This window comes from Pantoea sp. X-Soil-OKNW-713 (assembly GCF_059730685.1).
Map to the genome: position 1 here is coordinate 145909 of NZ_AP035995.1, position 20414 is coordinate 166322.

General features: G+C 58.1%; 11 protein-coding genes and 1 pseudogene. 10 read left to right on the top strand and 2 right to left on the bottom strand.

What is annotated here, in order from left to right:
• The first annotated feature begins 6 nt into the window (after positions 1–6).
• The 10 genes and pseudogenes from dppD (at position 7) to AC6I8R_RS00735 (ending at position 14116) form a co-directional block, all read left to right on the top strand.
• The gene (gene dppD, locus AC6I8R_RS00690) at positions 7–993 is read left to right on the top strand and encodes a dipeptide ABC transporter ATP-binding protein (RefSeq protein ID WP_021183747.1); all 987 of its coding nucleotides are present in this window, start codon (positions 7–9) and stop codon (positions 991–993) included.
• Entirely contained in the window at positions 983–1993 is a 1011-nt protein-coding gene (gene dppF / locus AC6I8R_RS00695) for a dipeptide ABC transporter ATP-binding subunit DppF (RefSeq protein ID WP_021183748.1), read from the top strand. Before dppD ends, dppF begins: the two co-directional genes overlap by 11 nt.
• Positions 1994–2032: 39 nt before the next feature.
• Positions 2033–2299: pseudogene (locus AC6I8R_RS00700) on the top strand (hypothetical protein); the annotation flags it as partial.
• A gap of 403 nt (positions 2300–2702) precedes the next feature.
• Positions 2703–3374 (top strand): cellulose biosynthesis protein BcsO, encoded by a 672-nt coding sequence (bcsO, locus tag AC6I8R_RS00705; RefSeq protein WP_497831792.1) that lies wholly within the window; start codon positions 2703–2705, stop codon positions 3372–3374.
• Positions 3365–4165, top strand: coding sequence for a cellulose biosynthesis protein BcsQ (gene bcsQ, locus AC6I8R_RS00710; protein WP_036625806.1), 801 nt, complete (start codon positions 3365–3367; stop codon positions 4163–4165). The genes bcsO and bcsQ overlap by 10 nt, the downstream gene beginning before the upstream one ends.
• 51 nt (positions 4166–4216) lie before the next feature.
• Complete coding sequence (gene bcsA, locus AC6I8R_RS00715) at positions 4217–6322, top strand: UDP-forming cellulose synthase catalytic subunit (RefSeq protein WP_021183752.1); 2106 nt, start codon at positions 4217–4219, stop codon at positions 6320–6322.
• Positions 6319–8838 (top strand): cellulose biosynthesis cyclic di-GMP-binding regulatory protein BcsB, encoded by a 2520-nt coding sequence (gene bcsB / locus AC6I8R_RS00720; protein WP_208724517.1) that lies wholly within the window; start codon positions 6319–6321, stop codon positions 8836–8838. The genes bcsA and bcsB (AC6I8R_RS00720) overlap by 4 nt, the downstream gene beginning before the upstream one ends.
• 11 nt (positions 8839–8849) lie before the next feature.
• On the top strand, positions 8850–12653 hold the full coding sequence (locus AC6I8R_RS00725; protein WP_497831793.1) for a cellulose biosynthesis protein BcsC: 3804 nt from the start codon (positions 8850–8852) through the stop codon (positions 12651–12653).
• On the top strand, positions 12653–13099 hold the full coding sequence (bcsD, locus tag AC6I8R_RS00730; RefSeq protein WP_021183755.1) for a cellulose biosynthesis protein BcsD: 447 nt from the start codon (positions 12653–12655) through the stop codon (positions 13097–13099). The genes AC6I8R_RS00725 and bcsD overlap by 1 nt, the downstream gene beginning before the upstream one ends.
• 9 nt (positions 13100–13108) lie before the next feature.
• Positions 13109–14116: a family 8 glycosyl hydrolase gene (locus AC6I8R_RS00735; protein WP_036625810.1), complete on the top strand. Its 1008-nt coding sequence runs from the start codon at positions 13109–13111 to the stop codon at positions 14114–14116.
• Between the two features lie 503 nt (positions 14117–14619).
• Here AC6I8R_RS00735 and bcsC read toward each other — a convergent pair.
• Complete coding sequence (gene bcsC / locus AC6I8R_RS00740) at positions 14620–18111, bottom strand: cellulose synthase complex outer membrane protein BcsC (RefSeq protein WP_497831794.1); 3492 nt, start codon at positions 18109–18111, stop codon at positions 14620–14622.
• Positions 18104–20401 carry a cellulose biosynthesis cyclic di-GMP-binding regulatory protein BcsB gene (gene bcsB, locus AC6I8R_RS00745; RefSeq protein WP_497831795.1) on the bottom strand — a complete coding sequence of 766 codons (2298 nt, stop codon included), beginning with the start codon at positions 20399–20401 and terminating at the stop codon, positions 18104–18106. The genes bcsC and bcsB (AC6I8R_RS00745) overlap by 8 nt, the downstream gene beginning before the upstream one ends.
• Positions 20402–20414 lie beyond the last annotated feature (13 nt).

Consider the following 20414-nt stretch of genomic DNA (forward strand, 5'->3'; position numbering starts at 1 on the left):
ACCGAGATGGCGTTATTAAATGTAGAAAAACTGTCGGTGCATTTCGGCGACGAAAAAACACCGTTCCGTGCGGTTGACCGTATCAGCTATCAGGTTGAGCAGGGCCAGGTGGTCGGCATTGTCGGTGAGTCTGGTTCCGGTAAATCGGTTAGCTCGCTGGCGATTATGGGCCTGATTGATTATCCCGGTCGGGTGATGGCAGAGAAGCTGGAATTCAACCAGCGCGACCTGCAACGCATCTCCGAAAAAGAGCGCCGCCAGCTGGTGGGTGCGGAAGTGGCGATGATCTTCCAGGACCCGATGACCAGCCTTAACCCGTGTTACACCGTGGGTTTCCAGATTATGGAAGCGCTGAAGGTGCATCAGGGCGGTAGCCGTAGCACCCGTCGTCAGCGCGCGATTGATCTGCTGGAGCAGGTGGGGATTCCCGATCCGGCTTCACGTCTGGATGTGTATCCGCATCAGCTGTCGGGCGGGATGAGCCAGCGTGTGATGATCGCCATGGCGATCGCCTGCAAACCTAAGCTGCTGATCGCCGATGAACCCACTACCGCGCTCGATGTGACCATCCAGGCGCAGATCATTGAACTGCTGCTGGAGCTGCAAAAGCAGGAGAACATGGCGCTGATCCTGATCACCCATGACCTGGCGCTGGTGGCGGAAGCGGCGCAGCACATCATCGTTATGTATGCCGGACAAGTGGTGGAAAGCGGCAAAGCGGCGGATATCTTCAAAGCCCCGCGTCATCCTTATACCCAGGCGCTGCTGCGTGCGCTGCCGGAATTCGCGGCGGATAAAGCGCGTCTGGCCTCGCTGCCGGGCGTGGTGCCGGGTAAATACGACCGCCCAACCGGCTGCCTGTTGAATCCGCGCTGCCCCTACGTGACCGATCGTTGCCGTAGCGAAGAGCCTGAACTGCGCGACATTCCGGGCCGTCAGTCCAAATGTCACTTCCCACTGGATGATGCCGGGAGACCGACTTATGAGTCATGAGAAAACACAGCAGGATTATCTGCTACAGGCGATTGACCTGAAAAAACACTACCCGGTGAAGAAAGGGTTGTTCGGCCAGGAGCGTCTGGTCAAAGCATTGGATGGCGTATCGTTCAATCTGGAACGCGGCAAAACGCTGGCGGTGGTCGGGGAGTCGGGCTGTGGTAAATCCACGCTGGGCCGTCTGCTGACCATGATTGAAACCCCAACCGAAGGCGAGTTGTACTGGCACGGTCAGGATTTGCTGAAGCATGACCCGCAGGCGCAGAAACTGCGCCGCCAGAAAATCCAGATTGTGTTCCAGAACCCCTATGGTTCGCTGAATCCACGCAAAAAAATCAGCCAGATTCTGGAAGAGCCGCTGGTGATCAACACCACGTTGACCAAAGCGGAACGTCGGGAAAAAACGCTGGAGATGATGGCGAAGGTTGGTCTGAAAACCGAACATTACGATCGCTACCCGCATATGTTTTCCGGCGGTCAGCGTCAGCGTATCGCCATTGCCCGCGGCCTGATGCTGGACCCGGATGTGCTGATCGCCGATGAACCGGTATCGGCGCTCGACGTCTCGGTGCGTGCGCAGGTACTGAACCTGATGATGGACCTGCAACAGGATCTCGGTCTTTCCTATGTGTTCATCTCTCATGATTTGTCGGTGGTGGAACATATCGCCGATGAAGTGATGGTGATGTACCTTGGCCGCTGCGTGGAGAAGGGGAGCAAAGAGGCGATTTTCAGCAATCCGCGCCATCCCTACACTCAGGCGTTGTTGTCGGCCACGCCACGCCTCAATCCGGATGAACGTCGTGAACGTATCAAACTGACCGGCGAGCTGCCCAGCCCGCTTAACCCGCCGCCAGGTTGCGCCTTCAACGCGCGCTGTCGTCGCCGTTTTGGTACCTGCGTGCAGTTGCAGCCCAAGTTGAAAACTTACGGTGAGCAGCAAATCGCCTGCTTTGCCGTAGATCAGGATGAGAACCAGCCCATCGCTGGCGCGTAACCTGTGACAGCGAGTGACAAAGGCCCCAGACGGGGCCTTTTTCTTGTGCTTTGGGCGCCGGTAACGGCGGTGCCTGGTACGATCTGTTCCGAAATTTTCAGCGCCAATGTTCGTTATACCGGGATTACCCTTGGCTACCAGCTTGGCGCACCGCTTATCGCGACTGGTCTGTTGGCAATATTTTGCGCCAGTCGGATAAACCGTGATTCAGGCACAGACGCAACAACTCTAATTCTCAATCGGCCAGCCTTTCTGCCCGATTTTCCATCCCCACCCGAATTCCCGCCTATACTTCAGAAAAATTAACGCCAATAGTCTTGTTCACTGAACATTAACAAAATCCATTACCGCATTTCATCTGTCATGCGCTGGCATTAAAAATTGTTTCGAGCGTTAAGACAAATTCTGAATTTTGTCAAATTTGTGTGAGATTAATCACACAGGTGAAAAATCCGTAACTTGCAGAGGCTTAGAGATATTTCAGTGAGTTACGAAAAGATGAGCTGCGTGATTATTTCAGTTAACCGATATTAATTAATTTCAGGTCATAAGCAGAAGGAGAGTTATTTTGCTACCTTTTTTCAATCACAAAGATAAAACTCTTTTATTGAATTCGGCGTTTTAATAATCAGATTTCTCTCACTGTGTTTTAATGTATGTGATATATTCGCGAAAAATTCCCCCCCCCTCCTTTTACAGGCCCCTGGTCATGAAGAACTACGACGATTTGCAGCGTTTTAAGGAAAAAACGCAGACGCTGGATATCGCTTTTAAGGATATGTCCGGGCAAACGCAGGAAGCCGACCAGAGTCAGTGGGCGATTATCCGTCAGCTGGCTGCTGATGAAGATCAGGAAACGTTAGGCGGCGGCCAGCGTATCGATCTGCCGCAGCCACAGCCGATTCGCGGCAACGAATTCGATGCACCACCACAACAACCGCAGGTCGCGCCGGTCGCCAGTAGCGTACGGGGTTCGATTCTGGATAGCCTGGCAGCGACGCCAGCAGCGGGGGAAGCCCCGGCAGCGGTGTCATCACTGTTCCCGCCAGCCCCGGCTAAACCCTCGCCTTCAGCCTCACCTGTGGCACCGAAAGCCACCCATGTTGAGCGGCAGGCAACAACGTCGCTGTTTCCGCCGCCACCGCCCAAACCGGTTGAAGCGCCTGTGGCACCCGCTGTGGTGCCGGAGCCGGCAGTGGTCCCGGCACCGGTGGCCGTTGCACCGACCCCCGTTTTTGCTGCCCCAGTCGCACCGGCGCAACCCGCTGCGGCACCGTCACGCTTTGGCGCATTATTCCGTTCGCGGCCTGCTGAGCCTGTGAACCTGTCGAAAGAGACATTACTGAAACCGTTACTGGAGAAGATTGCGCTATGCCGTTAGTTTGTGTGTGCTCGCCTAAAGGGGGAGTAGGGAAGACCACAATGGCAGCCAACCTGGCCTGGAGTCTGGCCCGCGCAGGCAGCAAAGTTTTGGCAATTGATTTTGACGTACAAAATGCGTTGCGCCTGCATTTTGGTGTGCCGCTGCATGATGGTCGCGGTTTTGTGGCGCGTTCCGAAGAACAAGCCGACTGGAGTCAGTCCATTCTCACCACCGGCGGCAATATTTTTGTCATGCCATATGGCGAGGTCACGGAACAACAGCGCGAACGTTTTGAAGAGAACCTGAGTAAAGATCCGCATTTCCTGAAACGCGGCCTGGATACGGTACTTAATTATCCCGGGCTGGTCATCATCGCGGATTTTCCGCCAGGGCCAGGTCCGGCGTTGAAGGCGATGACGGCACTTGCCGATATGCATTTAGTGGTGATGCTGGCGGACACCGCTTCGGTGTCTTTACTGCCGCAAATTGAAAACGACCGCATGATTGGTCAGCCACTAAATAATAAACGTGGACACTATTTTGTGCTCAACCAGAGCGATAACCGCCGCAATATAAGCCGTGATGTCACCGCTTTTATGCAGCATCGTCTGGGTGACAATTTATTGGGTGTGGTGCACCGGGATGAAAGCGTCGCGGAAGCCAATGCGTCACAGCAATCTGTTTTTGATTTCAGCCCTGCATCTGCGGCAGCGTTTGATATTGAGCTGGTTGCCAAGCGTGTCTCCAATATTCTGAATATCTCCGTGGGCAACGGTGAAGTTCAGGCACCCATTCGCAGTCATTATTAATAGCCTGGCATTGTCAGGCGAATAATAACAACACAGCTCCGCAGGTGAATCATGAGTAAACTCGCGTTTTACCTGCTGCTGCTGGTGCTTGCACCGGTCGCAGCGGTAATCATCATCACGCCGATGGATAGCCAGAAACAATATATCTTTGGCTTAATCAGTATCGGCATGCTGTTTTTAATGGGCTTAAGCAAAAGCCGTAAAATAACCGTGGTGATGGTCATCCTCTCCGCCCTGATGTCGACCCGCTATATCTGGTGGCGCACCACGGAGACGTTGCACTTTAATTCCGAGATTGAAGCCATTCTCGGTATCGGTTTATATCTTGCCGAATTGTACGTCTGGCTGATCTTAATTCTGGGATTCCTGCAAACCACCTGGCCATTAAAACGCACCATTGAACCGCTGCCGGAAGATACCAGCCTGTGGCCAACGGTCGATGTCTATGTGCCTTCCTATAATGAAAGCCTCGATGTAGTACGTGATACCGTTCTGGCGGCACAGTGTATTGATTACCCGCGCGACAAGCTGAAAATTTATTTGCTGGATGACGGCAAACGTAGTGAATTTGCCATGTTTGCGGCAGACGTCGGGGTCGGTTATATCACCCGTGACGACAACCGCCATGCGAAAGCCGGTAACCTCAACCATGCGATGAAAATCACGAAAGGTGAGCTGATTTGCGTATTTGACTGTGACCACGTTGCCACCCGTACTTTCCTGCAAGCGACGGTGGGACCGTTCCTGAAAGATCCGAAGCTGGCGCTGTTGCAAACGCCGCACTACTTCTACTCACCCGATCCGTTCGAACGTAACCTGCGCGCTGCGCGCAGCATCCCGAACGAAGGTTCGCTGTTCTACGGCCCGGTGCAGCAAGGCAACGATAACTGGAACGCGACTTTCTTCTGCGGTTCCTGTGCGGTGATTCGCCGTAGCGCGCTGGAGGAGATTGGCGGATTTGCGGTGGAAACCGTTACCGAAGATGCCCACACCGCATTGAAAATGCAGCGTCTTGGCTGGGGTTCTGCCTTCCTGTCGATTCCACTGGCGGCCGGACTGGCGACCGAACGTCTGGGTCTGCACGTCATTCAGCGTACCCGCTGGGCGCGTGGTATGACGCAGATTTTCCGTGTCGATAACCCGCTGTTCGGGCGTGGTCTGAAGTGGCAGCAACGCCTGTGCTACCTCAACGCGATGTTGCACTTCCAGTTTGGTCTGCCGCGCGTGGCGTTCCTGACGGCTCCGCTGGCGTATCTGCTGTTTAACCTCAACATCATTCACTCGTCGGCATCGTTGATTTTCGCTTACGTGCTGCCGCACCTGGTGATGTCGCTGTACGTCAACTCACGTATGAATGGCCGGTTCCGTTACACCTTCTGGGGTGAGATTTACGAAACGGTGATGTGTTTCCACCTGGTTATCCCGACCATTTTGACCATGTTCTCGCCGAAACACGGTAAGTTCAACGTCACCGATAAAGGCGGGGTGCTGGATCAGGGCTTCTTCGATTTCCACATCGTGCGCCCGCATGTGATTGTGGCGGCGTTGCTGACGATAGGGATTGTGGCGGGTGTGGTGCGTGCCACCATGCATGATTACTTCGGGGTGGATCCTTACGTGATTGCCCTTAACGTCGGCTGGGCGGTGTTCAGCCTGATTATCCTGATGGCGGCGATTGCCGTAGCGCGTGAAACCAAGCAGGTGCGTAAAACCATCCGTATTGAAGTACAGATCCCGGCGATTATTCACTACGCCAGCGGTATCTCGTCGCGCACCATGACCAGCGACCTGTCAATGGGCGGCGCACAACTCGACGCGCCCGATGATCGTCATGAATACGATGAAATCGAAGAGATCGATCTGCTGCTGAAATCAGGTGCCATTACCATTCCGGTGAGCAAAATCTCTGGCGATGACGAAACCATTCGTCTGCGTTTCGAAGCCATGCCGCTGTCGCGTCGCCGCGAACTGGTGCGTGTGGTGCTGGCGCGTGCCGATGCGTGGATTCAGCCGCAGTACAAGCAGGACAATCCGTTGTTGTCGCTGGGCACCATTGTGCGTACCGTTTTCGAGCTGTTCTGGCTGACATGGAAAGATCGTCGTAATAAGGGCAAGCAGGAGGCTCAGCCTGCCGTCAAAGAGGACAGCGCCGCATGAAAAATTTGACGCAAACGTTGCTGGCGAGTTCGCTGGCAACCGCGCTGCTGCTCGTGCCCGCCTGGGCGGAAACGCCAGCCACGGTAACGCAGGACAGCTCTGCACTGGGGCAAATTCCGCCACCGCAGGGCCTTGATAACAATGCCGATGCACAACTGAAAGAGGCGGCAGGTAGCACGCCTTATACCCCGGCGGAAACCACGCCAGCGGTCAGCGCACCGGCCGAGAATGCGCCTGCGGTAGAAAATGATGCACCCGCCGCCGCCAGCGAGTCTCCGGCTCCGGCACCCGAGATGGTTCTGCCGACACCTGCTGCGGCCCCGGTGCCAGCGCCGGTCGTCGCCGCGCCGCTGAATCAGCCGGTCAGCACCGTGATTTCGGTGGCACAGATGGGCCAGAAGCAGGGCATCGTGTTAACCGGTGGTCAGTTGCAGTCCGGCATCGTGTTTACCCTGCCGGGTGATGAGGTGATCACCAATGCGCGCCTCAACCTGTCGCTGCGTGTTTCTGCTGCACTGGCATCGCGTAATACCTCGCTGCAACTGATGTTGAACGGCCAGCCACTGGGTACGTTGCCACTGGGTTCCACCGACAGCGATACCAGCGATTATCAGCTCGATATCCCGGCGGCGATGGTAGTGTCCAGCAACAACCTGAGCTTCAAAATCAACGATGCTGACAAGTTGTTGTGCGAGAAAGAGAGCGCGCAGCAATATCAGGTGACCATCCTGCCGAAAACCACGCTGAGCATGGAAGGCCAGCAGTTGAACATCGGCACCAGCCTGCGTAACTTCCCGCGTCCGTTTATCGATCCGCTGCGCATGACGCCTGCCAGCGTCACCATTGGCTTTGCCTCAAACGTGACGCCGGATACCGTCAGCGCCGCTGCGCTGGTAGCGTCCTGGATGGGCATTCAGTCGGATTACCGTGGCATCCGTTTCCCGGTGGTACGCGGTGATTTGCCGGAGCACAACGGCATTCTGTTCGGCCATCCTGGCGATAAAATTGGTCCCCTGACTTTCCCGGCGGCCAACGGTCCGACCTTGCAGATGGTCGATAACCCGCTCAACCCGGTGTACAAACTGCTGCTGGTGAGCGGCGCCGATGATACGCAACTGCGTCAGGCGGCCAATCGTCTGACGACCCAGCCGCTGACCACCGATGCCAGCAACCTGAATGTGCAGCCGCAGCCGATTGCGCTGCGTAAGCCGTATGACGCCCCGCGCTGGATCAATACCAGCCGTCCGGTACGTTTGAGCGAGCTGCTGCGTAAAGATCAAAGCCTGACCACCACCGGTATCTGGCACGATGCGTTGAGCGTGAACTTCCGCGCCGCGCCGGATCTGTTTATGTGGGATGGCGACACCATTCCGGTCAACCTGCATTATCGTTTCCCGTCCGAAAGCTGGATTGACGAGAACAATTCGTTCCTTAACGTGATGCTGAATGGCACCTTCCTGCGCAACCTGACGGTCAATAAAGTCGGCCTGCTGGAGAGTGCCTGGCATCGTCTCGGTGGCGATGCGCGTCAGGAAAACTATGCGCTCAAGCTCGATCCTTATCTGATTTACGGTGACAACCAACTGTCGCTCTACTTCAACATCAAGCCGAAAGCGGATGCCCCTTGCGGCGTGTTGCTGAACAACAACATCAAGAGCCGCATTGAGGATGACTCGTCGATCGACCTGAGCCATACACGCCACTTCACCATGCTGCCGAATCTGTCGTACTTCGTCGGTGCTGCCTTCCCGTTCACACGTCTGGCTGACTTCTCGCAGACGGCGCTGTTGCTGCCGGAAAAACCAAGCGATGCCGAGATCTCCACGCTACTGGATATGGCCGCGCGTGCCGGTAACGCCACAGGCGTGCCGTTGGCGCAGAACCAGGTGTTATTCGGGATGCCGAATGGCGGTACCAACCTGTCGCGTCTGGAGCAGAGCGACCTGCTGGCGGTCAGTACCACGCAAAACACCACCTTTAACCAGGCGATGCTGGCGGGAACGCCGTATGAAACCAGCGGCAATACGCTGGGCGTGAAAGATCCCACCACCTGGGACAAGCTGCGCGGCTGGTTGATGGGCGACTGGTATCGTCAACAACTGGATGCCGATCGCTACTTCTCCTCCAACGAGGCGTGGCGCGGTTTTGTCAGCTATCGCTCGCCGTGGAACCCCGATCGCCTGGTGGTGATGACGGTGGCGACCAGCGATGACCAGTTACTGCGTCTGCACAACGATTTGAACTCGGCGCGTATCAACGCCGGTATTCGTGGCGATACCGCCATCATCACCGATGAAAACGGTATCCGCAGCTTCCGCGTCGGGCCGCAGTTCCCGAGCGGTGAAATGCCCTGGTACATGATGGTGGTGTGGTATGCCAACCAGCACTCCGTGCTGATGGCGCTGGCCGCATTGCTGGTTTCAGCGCTGGTGGGCAGTGGTGCCTGGGTGATGCTGAGACGTCATGCATGGCGACGTCTTAACCCGCAAGGTGATAGCAAGCCCGGCAAGAAGTAAGGATAAAAATAATGAAAAAACATCTGTTAAGCGCCGGTATTCGCCATGCCCTGATTCTGGGTGGGGCACTGACTCTCTCTCAGCCGCTGCTGGCGGCGGAGAGCACCAACCCTGCGTTACAAGCGCTGTTCGATCAGGCGGCTTACTGGCACCAGAAAGCGCATGACGATTTAGCCCAGGCCTCGCTGCAAAAAGTGCTGATGGTGGAACCCAATAACACCCAGGCGCTGTACCTGCTGGCGTTATATGCCCAGCAGAGCGGTGATAACGTGGGCGCCGCGCAATGGCGCGCCCGCCTGAACCAGGTGTCGCCCAACGATGCGCATCTGACGGAGCTGGATAACGCCCGCCAGCTGCAAAGTATCCCGCAGTCACAGCTGTCACTGGCGCGTCAGCAGGCGCGCAGCGGCAACATCGCCGCAGCTTTGCAAACCTGGCGCAATACCTTTAGCGGCAATGAGCCGCCGCCGAGTGTCGCTGCCGAATATTATCTGACGATGGCCGGTGACCGATCGATGCTGCCACAGGCGGTCGAAGCGTTGCGTCAATTCTCCGCCGAACATCCGCAGGATACCGGGGCCAAACTGGCGCTGGGCAAGGCAATGACGTACCAGGAATCGACGCGTCGCGAAGGTATCGATCTGCTGGCGACGATGGCCGATGGCAACAAAGATGCTGACCGTTCGCTGCGCCAGGCGCTGCTGTGGCTTGGCCCGCAGGCTTCTGATGCGTCGTTGTATCAGACCTGGCAGCAACGCCATCCGCAGGACAACGCGGTGATGGATTATTACCGTAAAAATGTCGGCGGCGCGGAGAAAGGGGCTGGCTTTACGGCCCTGAACAGCGGCGATGTCAGCAGCGCCCAGAACAACTTCCAGAAAGTGTTGCAGGCCAACCCGCAGGATGCCGATGCGCTGGCCGGTATGGGTTACGTGGCGCAGCGCGCCGGACGTTATTCTGAAGCGGCTGATTACCTGACGCGCGCTGCGCAGTTGGGCGGGGATCAGAGCGAACAGCGTCAGAAACAGGCGGCTGATGCCCGTTTCTATGCGCAACTGGCAACGGCCCAGCAGGCACTGAAGAATGGCGACAGCGCTCAGGCGCTGGCGTTGAGCGAGCCGCTGACTCAGGCTGAAGGCGAGAAAGGCACTTCAGCCAAATTGTTCCGCGCGGATGTGCTGCGTCGTACCAATCAGTTACCGCAGGCGGAGCAAACTTACCGTTCGATCCTGCAAAGCGAGCCGGATAACCGTAACGCGAAAGAAGGGTTGTTTTACGTGCTGCGTCAGCAGAATCGTAGCGCCGAAGCCAATACGTTGTTGGCCTCGCTGCCGGACAGCGTGCGTCAGAGCGTGGCACCGCGCGGCGGCAGCACCGATCCAATCCGCCAGCAGGCGAAACGTGAGCTGGCGGCAGGTAACAATGCTGCGGCGATTGCCACCCTGCAACAGGGCATCGCGCGTAACCCTAACGATGGCTGGCTGCGTCTCGATCTGGCGCGCATCTATCGTGGTCAGGGCGATAGCATGATGGCGGCGAATATTATGCAGCCGACCATGCGTACCGGTGCCAGCACCAATGAACTCTACGCCGGTGCGTTGAATGCCAGCGAAAGCGGTGCCTGGCAACAGGCCAGCCTGCTGCTGGCGCGCATTCCCAACAGCAGCAAAAGCAGCGACATGCGCGAACTGGCGCAACGCGTGAACTTTAACCTGCAAATGAACACCGCCGATCAGTATCTGGCACAGGGTTCGAATGCCGCAGCAGCGAATACGCTGCGCGCGCTGGCGTCGAATCCGCCAGCGAATCCGGTGGACGCGGGTAATCTGGCGCAGAAACTGGCGAAAGCGGGTGACCTCACCACCGCGGTGTCCGTGGTGCGTAGCAATATGCAACGCGGCGTGCAGGGCAACGCCGGCGATTACGCTGCGCAGGTGGCGGTCCTCAATCAGGCCGGTTTGACCACCGAAGCGCAGAGCTTCCTCAGCAGCCCGGAATTGCAGGCACGCAGTACGCCGACGCAGTTGGCCGGGATTCGCAACGGCTACGTTATCAACGAAGTGGATCGCCTGCGTGAGCAGAAACAATACGCCGCTGCTTATGACAAACTGGTGGGGGCGCTGCAACACGATCCGCAGAACCGCGATCTGATGTTCGCGATGGCGCGTCTGTACCAATCCGGCAAGATGAACAAAGAAGCGGGCGTGGTGTATGACTACCTGATGACCCAGGACACCCCGACCCAGGATGCGCGTGAAGGGGCGATCAATGTGGCGCTGGCACAGAACGATGTGCAGAAAGCCAATACCCTGACGCGTGGCCTGCGTAATGAGCAAACGCCGGACCGTCTGCTGTTGCTGGCGCGAGTGGCGGAAGCCAACGGTGAGCACAGCCAGGCGATGAGTTATCTGCGCACCGCACGCGGTCAGTTGATTGGCTTGCAGGGTGCACAAACCGGCAGCGTACCGACCGTGGGTGGTCTGGCGTTGGCGGATAACCCGTTTATCAACCGCAGCACCTCACCGGTAGGGCGCACGCCTTCCAGCTACGGTACGGTGATGCCGTGGCAATCCTCGCCGGATGCCACCAGCAGCGCCAGTGGCGTAACGCTGGCGAGCAACACCCCGGCGGTGCAGCAGAGCCGTACGCTGAAGCAGATCGACGACATGATGGACGATTTGCAGGAGAAAACCGGCACCTGGACCCAGGGCCAGTTGCAGGTACGTGGACGTGATGGCGAATCGGGGCTGAGTAAGTTGACCGAAGCCAAAGCACCGCTGACCTTCTCCACCGTGCCGTTTGGTGATTCGCGCTTCGACTTTACCATGACGCCGATTTCTCTGTCGGCGGGCAGTGCCGCGGGCGATGCCTGGCGTCGTTTCGGTACTAACGCGCTGATTCAGGGCGGCGTGGTTGCGGCGGGTGATGCTGAAGTCACCGATGTGCCTTCTTCTTCGACCAATTCGCAGAAAGGCAACGGGGTTGAGTTGAATATGGCGCTGCGTGGCGATAGCTACAAAATCGACCTTGGCAGTACGCCGCTCGGCCAGGATCTCAGCACTATGGTGGGTGGCATCCAGTGGTCGCCGAAGCTGACTGACTTCCTGACGCTGATCCTGACCGGTGAGCGTCGTGCGGTAACGGACAGCCTGCTTTCGTATGTTGGCGCAGAAGATACCGCCAGCGGCAAGAAATGGGGCCAGGTGACGAAAAACGGCGGCAACGCGCTGCTGAGCTACGACAACGGTGACGCCGGTTTCTATGTTGGTGGCGGCGCCTACAGCTATATTGGCGAGAACGTCGCCAGCAACAACAGCGTGCAGGCCACCGCAGGTGCTTATGTGCGTCCGTTCCATTACGACGACCGCGAACTGAAGGTGGGTATGAGCCTGTCGTGGATGGACTTCTCGAAAAACCTCAGCTACTTCAGCTATGGTCAGGGCGGCTATTTCAGCCCGCAGAACTACGCATCGATCTCGTTCCCTGTCGATTTCTCGCGTACCTTTGATGACCTGAAGGTGAATATCGGTGGCTCGATCGGTTATCAGTCCTACAGCCAGGACAGAAGCGCTTACTTCCCGAATGACCCTTCATTGCAATCTCAGTTGCAGGCAATGGCGGATGCAGGTTACGTCAAGAGCGCCTACTACGAAGGCGATAGCAAAAACGGCATTGGTTATAACCTGCATGCCGGGGCTGACTATAAGATCAACAAAGATCTCACCCTGGGTGGTCAGTTAGGCTATGACACCTTCGGTGATTACAACGAGACTACCGCGAATCTGTACTTCCGCTACATGTTCGGAGACAACTAATGAGTGAGCAATTGGCAGCCCGCGTCAATCATCCGCATCAGCCGGGCTGGTTTGATCTGGTCAGCGTGATGATTGAAGGCATGCTGGATAATGCCGGAGAGGAAGCCGAAGGTTTCCTCAACCAGGTGGGCGAATCGCTGGCGGCGCGCTATCCTTTGGCGGAGGCGCGCACCGTTCAGGATCTGGAGCGTGAAATGAATTTGCAGCTGGCGCGCTTTAGCTGGGGCTTTGCCCAATTACAGCCAATGGAGAACGCCATTCTGATTCAGCACCATGCGTTACCGGCGGGAGACAACCGGGTGAATAGCGAACGCTGGCAGTTGGCATTCAGCGCCGTGCTGGCCGGGGTGTATGCCCGCTGGCTTCAGGACCAGGGCGGCAGCGTCAAGGTTCCTCTTACCCTTGAAAAGCTCGATGGCAGTACGCTGCACTACCGATATCAATAGGAAGCTGAGATGAGTGTTAAGCCGTTCTGGCGTCAATGGATACTCTGTTTCATGGTGATGTTTTTTAGTGCCCAGGCGGCCGCAGATGGCTGGAGTACCTTTAAAAGTCGCTTTATGAGCAACGATGGTCGTATCAGCGATACCGCCAATAACAACGTCAGCCACACCGAAGGCCAGGGCTACGGCATGTTGCTGGCGGTAGCCAATGACGATCGCCCGACCTTTGATAAGTTGTGGCAGTGGACGCAGACCCATCTGCGCAATCCGCAAAACGATCTGTTCTACTGGCGTTATACCCCGGGTGCGACCGATCCCGTCGCTGACAAAAATAACGCATCGGATGGTGATGTCCTGATTGCCTGGGCGTTGCAGCGTGGGGCGCAGAAGTGGTCCTCTGCCAGTTACCAGCAGGCGTCCGATCGTATCCAGCGGGCGATTGTGAAGCACAACGTGATCACCTATGCCGGGCATACCGTGATGCTGCCGGGTGTGCAGGGTTTCAATAAAACCAGTTTTATCGTACTCAATCCGTCCTATTTCCTGTTCCCGGCATGGCGTGAGTTTGCTGAGCACAGCCATTTGCGCGTCTGGAATCAGTTGATTGATGATGGCATGGACCTGCTGGGCGATATGCATTTCGGCAAAAGCGGTTTGCCGCTCGATTGGGTGGCGCTGAATGCGGATGGCTCGGTTGCGCCAGCGGTCGGGTATTCCAACCGCTTTAGCTATGACGCGATTCGTATCCCACTGAATATCTGGTGGTACGATCCGCAAAGCCTGCGTCTGGTGCCCTACCAGCGTGTCTGGCAGGCCTATGGGCGCTTAACCACCCCGGCGTGGTTTGATGTGCTGGCGAACACGCCCGCGCCTTATAACCTCGACGGCGGCTTGCTGGCGATTAGGGATTTGACGCTGAGCGAGACGGGTTATCTCAGTGACCGGCTGGCACCGGATCAGAACTACTTTTCTGCCAGTTTGCAGTTGCTGACCTGGATGGCATATCAGGAAAGGCGCTGATTCAGCGGGGCGTTTCGTTTGCTCTGAGGTGGTTTCGTTCGCCTTAGGCTGATGCAGTTTCAGTTCGCCGGTGCGGCGACCGAGCAAAGGGTGCCTGGCCGCACCCTTTGCAATCCCGGGCCTCGCGCCAGCCTCCCTCGCCGCTACGCGGTCCCTTCGCTCATTCACGCTGCCGACGCACCGGCGTCGATTCGCTCCTGCTCAACGCCGCCTTTCGCCGCATCCATGCGGCGAGAGAGCGGAATGAGCCAGGGATGGCGAATCCGCGCGTGCCGTGTGGCCTGAGTGATAAGCGAGGGCACAGCGCTATGCGCTGCGCGAGGACGCCGCAGGGGGCGGATTGCAAAGGTCCGCGCCTTCGGACCTTTGCCCGTCCGCCGGCACGTTGCGGCTGAAACTACTTAATGCCTGGCGGGCGGAACCTTCTCGTAGCCCGACCGCTGCTGGCCTGGCGGGCGGAATCCCCTCAGAACCAGACCGCTGCTGCCCGGCGGACGGAACCATCATTTAAAATCCGCATACGGAATCAACGGTTGCGGCGGCATATCCATATCACCGTTCCAGCCTGCCATCGAATAGCGTAGATACAGCAAGCCGTGGCTTGGGGTGTAATCTTTCGCCTGCTGAATATCCATCGCCACCCCAACAAACCAATGCGGGGTTACGCGCCGCTCCACAATCGCCTGTAGGGTATAACCCACGCCGCTGCCAGAACTGCTGTCTGAGTAGGGATTCGACGCCAGTTCAAACCCCGGATTGACCGGATAACGCTGCTGCGCATCGGTTTTGGAATGCGACCAGGATACCGAGCCGCCGAGATCAAATGACCAGTTCTCGGTACGCTGGCGATATGTCACCGGCACCGAGAACGACAGATATTGCTGCGGGCTGTAGTAGCCACCCTGACCGAAGGTGTAATCGCTTAAATCCTTCTGGTAGTGCCACAGCATACTGTTCAGGCCAACGGTGGCGCGGCGGTTGTCCTCGCTGATCAACTTGTAGTAGTAACCCGCCATCATACGTTCGCGGGTGTTGTCTGCGACATTTTCCCCGGTCAGTTGATGCGCGCTGAGATCTGCCCAGACACCATGCGCGCCACCCTGGTCATAACTCAACCCGAGCGAACCGCCAGTGGCGACCACGCCGCCCCAGGTTTTGCCGCCGTTAGTGGCGGGGTCGCGAGCGCCCGCATAGGCCAGCAGCGAGCTGGAGATCGGGCGACGGGAGGCCGTCAGGGTGACGCCAATATCGTCCACATCGGTTTTCCAGCTCAGACCGCCTACCCAGTTGGTGACTTCAAAGCCGAGCGGCGTGGTACCGATATCGCCGGACCAGCGGTCGTTATGCCAGCCTACGCCAATCGCCGTACCTTCATCGCGCTGGGTGAAATCACGGCTACAGCCGCCGGAATTGGCATCGTTACAACTACCGAAGCGATCGTTGTGATTGTTGTTTTCGGTGGCAAAGGTGCCCGCCGACACCAGCACATGATCGACGCGGACAAAACTACGACCATCGGCCAGTGGCGTCTCCGCCTGCAACATGGTGGTGTGCGCAGTAAAATCTGAACGGCCACCGGTGCCCTTGTCGCGCGAGTAATCCTGTTCCAGCGTGACGGTGGTGTCCTGCTGGCGATAAAGATCGGCGGCATCGCTGCGAATACCGCGCTTCAGCCAGTCATCCTGCGGTTGATTACGGGTCAGCCGGGTGTAGCTGTCGTTATCCTCTGGCACGGTTGCGCTGATGCCGCTGGCAGCCATCGCCAGCCGGTAATCCTGCTGCGCCAGTGCGGGCTGGCGTAACTGGGTTTCCAGCCGAGCGGCATCGCGATACACCAACGCTTTGCTTTGTGATGGCGCTTCCTGGGCGGCGCGGGTTTTTAACGTGTTAAATAGCCGCTGCGCCCGCAGGTTGTCGCCGCTGTTTTGCCAGGCAAGCGCCACCCGACGACCGCTGTTGATACTTTCCTCTGCCACGCTATCCGGCAAGCTTTGTAACGCCTGACGCGCTTCCTGTGGGCGTTTCAGTGCAATCAACGCTTCAATACGTCCGAGGGCGGCGTCGTTATTATGCGCATCCTGGTGCAGCACCTGCTGGTAACCCGCCAGCGCTGTGCGTGCATCGCCGCGCTCCAGTGCCCAGTCGGCCAGCGTGATATCACGGCGTGAAGAGGTGGGTTGTTGTTTTAACAACGCGATCGCTGCCGCTTCATTGCCGCCATCGCGTAGCGCATTGGCGCGGGCAAAGACTTTTTGCTGATTCAGCCGATCGGCCAGTTCATGCATGTTGTCATCCCAGCGCGCCTGCGGCAGGCGATTGAGCGCCGCCAGCGCCGCGTCATCCTCATCGCCGGAAGACAGCCACAGCGCCCAGGCATACAACGCACTCGGATCCTGCGGGTGCTGGTGCACCATCGCTTCCATTACCGTGCGCCCCTGCGTGGCTTCGCCACTGTTGCGTAGCGCCCCGGCCAGCCGGTACGACAGCCAGATATCGTTGGGAGTATCCTGGGCCGCCTGACGATATTTCACCACCGCCTGATGCCACTGCCCCTGTTCCGCTAACGCATCAGCTTCGGCGCGCAGGCTATCGCTACGCAGAGTACGCAGCGTGTCGGCTAATCCGCGTTGCTGGGCGGCGGGCAGGGCGTTGATAAACGCCATCGCCCGCGCCGGGGATTGTTGCTGGTATAAACCTGCCAGGCGGCGCACCGCCGTGGTGTTACCACGATCAATGCGCAGCGCCAGTTGCCAGTAGCGTTCGGCCTGGGCTTCGTTATGGCGCGCCTGCGCCACATCGCCGAGTCCGATCAGCGCCCAGCTGTCGCTGTTATCAATCACCTGGGCGTTGCGATACTGACGTTCCGCCCCATTGAGATCGCCTTTTTTCAGCGCGTTATCACCGTTGTTGATGGCCAGCCAGTAACGGTTGGTTTGCAGCAACGACTGCCATTTCCCCACCTGGGTGCTGGCCTGACCGTGTTTGATGGCTTTTTCTAACCACATAATGGCCGCAGCACGGTTGTTGGCGCGCGCCTGGGCCTGGCCCATCGCCCCCATCAGTTCGGCATCATCAGGCGTGGCTTTTAGCGCCGCGCTGAGGGAGGCAATCGCCCCTGCGCCGCCCCCGGCATCAACCAGCGCCAGACCGCGCATGCGCTGACGCCAGGCTGGATCGGCCAGCAGTTTTTGCTGCCGCGCCAGCTCCTCCTGTCCACGCTGTTGTGCATCGCCAGAGGTAAATACGGTGAGATATTGTTGCAGGCTGGCGACACTCTGGTCGCTGACTAGCTGATTCTGGATCTGCTGTAGCCAGAGTTCTGAAGCGGCATCGCGGCCACCATCGCGCCTGGCGAGGTTGCGCAGTTGCGTTAGCGCTGCGGCTGGCTGATTGTTATCAAAGGCCATGCGCGCCAGTTGTAGCTCCACGCCGATATTACCGGGGTAGCGTTGTTCCAGCGCCTGTAATTGGCGCCAGGCCGTCTGCTGCTGACCGGGCAGACGCGCCACCAGTTGCCAGTATTCCAGTTCGGTGTTCACATCCGGGAACACGCCGTGAAACAGCGCGTCCCACGCGTCTTTCGCTTCCGCTATGTGACCCGCTGCCGCCAGCAGTCGGGCTTGTTGCAACTGCTGACGGCCTTCGGCTGACATCAGCTTCATACCGGCTTCGGATTCATGGGCGGCGGCGGATTGCGGTGCCACACGTTTCAGTTCATCCAGTAACGTTTGTGCCTTCGCCAGATTGCCCTGACGCAGCGCCATGCGGATTTGCGCCGCCAGCACCTGCGGGTTGTCAGGATCGATTTTTTCCAGCCGGTAGAGCGATTGCTGCACCAGGTCATACTTGTTGGTCGATTCGCCGGTGCGGATCTGCATCAGTAGCCATTCGACCGGCGAAACCTGTGGACCGGCGGGCGCGGCGACCGCGCCCGCCAGCATCCCCAGCGTGGTGCTGAGCAGCAGCCCGAACCGCAGCGCGCGCGATTTATTCATCGTCGTATTCTTCTGCCAGACGACGGCGGCTCACCATACGCATCAGACGCCATGCCATCAGGGCAAACAGCAGCACTACCACCACAGCGCACAGCGCCAGCCAGACCGGATGCGTTGCCAGCATATTCCACAGACGCTCCCACCACGGCAGATGACCGACGAAATAGGTATCGCCAACCCGCAGGCTGTAGACACCAGACTCGCGGATGATCGAAGCCGAACCGAAAATCGCCGCGCGTTTGCCGCTATCCTGCATCGCGTTGTTGAGCAGATCCCAACCACGCGGGCTGTCGGCCAGCAGGGCGACCACGCTACGTTGATCAAAGAACGGCGACTGGAAGCCGACAATCACGCCCAGCGGGCCGCGTGAACTGATGGTGGTCTGGCTTTCGACAGCGCGATCGCTGGCAGAAACCGGGACGTTAGGTGCGGCGATGGGGCGTGCTGGCATGTTGATCCAGCTACGGGCCGCCTCAACCAGCGCATTGATCTTGCGGTCATCCTGGAGATCGGCCGGGATGCTGCCGATCATCAGCAGATCGGCGTCGCTGCTTTTGGCTTTGCTCCAGTCGTCGCTCATTTGCACACGCAACGCCGGATAGCCAGTTTGCGCACCGATGCTGCCCAGCGCATTCAGCAAGGTGGTCACTTCGTTACTGCCTGGTTTTGGTTGTACCAGCACCAGCGACTGCGCCATGTCGGCGTAGCGGCTATAAGGGAAACCGGCGTTGGCGTACGCGGCCAGCGATGGCATTTCGATGTAGTGGCGATAGCCGGAGAAATCGATGCTGGAGTGATCGTCAATCACCACATGATGGCCGACGGCGGTGACGGTTTCGCAACGGCCATCGGCAGTACCGCCAATAAAGGTGTTGGCGTAATCAAAGTCAAAACGCAGTTGGTTGACCACGCCGAGGCGCAGCGCCGGAATGGTCAGCTGGCGGCTGCTGTCCTGCAAGCCCTGAATCAGCGGGATATGCAGCAGTTGCTTGCCACCGGTGTCCTTCGGCATCAACGGATAGTCCTGCATAAACTGGTTATTCAGGTGTACCGCCAGGCGCGATCCATCCTGCTGCATCGGCGAGGTGTAGCGATAAATCAGGTCCATATCGATGCCGCGAGCACGTACCAGGAACAGATCCGGCGGCAGGTTGAGCGTCAGCGCGATCGGGTTGGGTTGCAGGCCGTCGGATTGCAGTTGGTTTTGGTACTGAGTCAGCTCGGCAAAGGTGGTGCGGCGGTCGGTGCGTACCCAGTTCGGCGCGTCATAGGCTTTACGCGGAGCCAGTAATTTGACGTCATCCACCGTTGAGGTATCACCGCGCAGCAGCAGCTCGCCCTGGGCAATGCCTTCGACGGCGGTCAGCAAATCTTTGTCGTCGCGACCGAGAATCAGCAGCATCTTCTCATACGGATTCTCCGGCTGGCTGACCATCATTACCGTCGGCTTTTGCACCGGCGGCATCTCCTTCAGGAAATCAGGACGCTGATCGTTAGTGGCGAATACCACCGCGTGTTGTTCTTTTGGCAGTTGGTTATACAGCACCGGGAAGGTCTGGCCGCGCCACTGCGCCTTGCTGCCAAAATACGAGGCGAGAATCGCGGCGGCACGTTGTTGTTGCAGGTCAGGTGCGGCGCTGAACACCATTGGCAGTTGCAGCGGTCGGCTGTCGCGGCTGTCGAAGAAAGGCTCCGGGAAGTGTGACAGATCGTTTTTCAGCGGCAGTTTTTGCAGCGTCAGGTCGAGCTTGCTCTCCTTGCCGATATCCAGCCAGATGGTGCTGTTGGCCGGGTTTTCACACACGTTGGCGTAATGGCCAACCAGCTCCAGCCGCACGCGGTTGAAGTCAGTGATAAAGCGCGGATCAATCGCCAGTTGGGTCTGATTCTCTTTGCCGAGCTGATCGGCGGTGATGGTGATCAGGCTGACCAGTTCATCGTTGAGATACACCTTGAGTTGCGACAGCGTCGGGATTAACGCTGGTGACGGACGATAGTTGAGAGTGAGCAGCGCACGCGTCACCACCTCATCACTGCGCACGCCAAACTCAATCTGACCGGTCGGCCCGGTGCCGCGCAACGTCATGCTACCCGGTGGCGGCGCGAACAGGTTGAACAGCAGTTGGCTGTCGCGCAGCGGTGCACCAGGCAGTGTCTGGTCGCTCACCACTGGCAGAGGGCTTTGTGCCGCCGCCTGGGGCGCAATCGGAGCAGCTGGTTGCGGGGCAGCCTGAGCCAGTGTGGCGGTGCTCAGGAGCAGGGCGGTGAACCAACTCAGTTTTTTCGTCATGGTCATATCATCA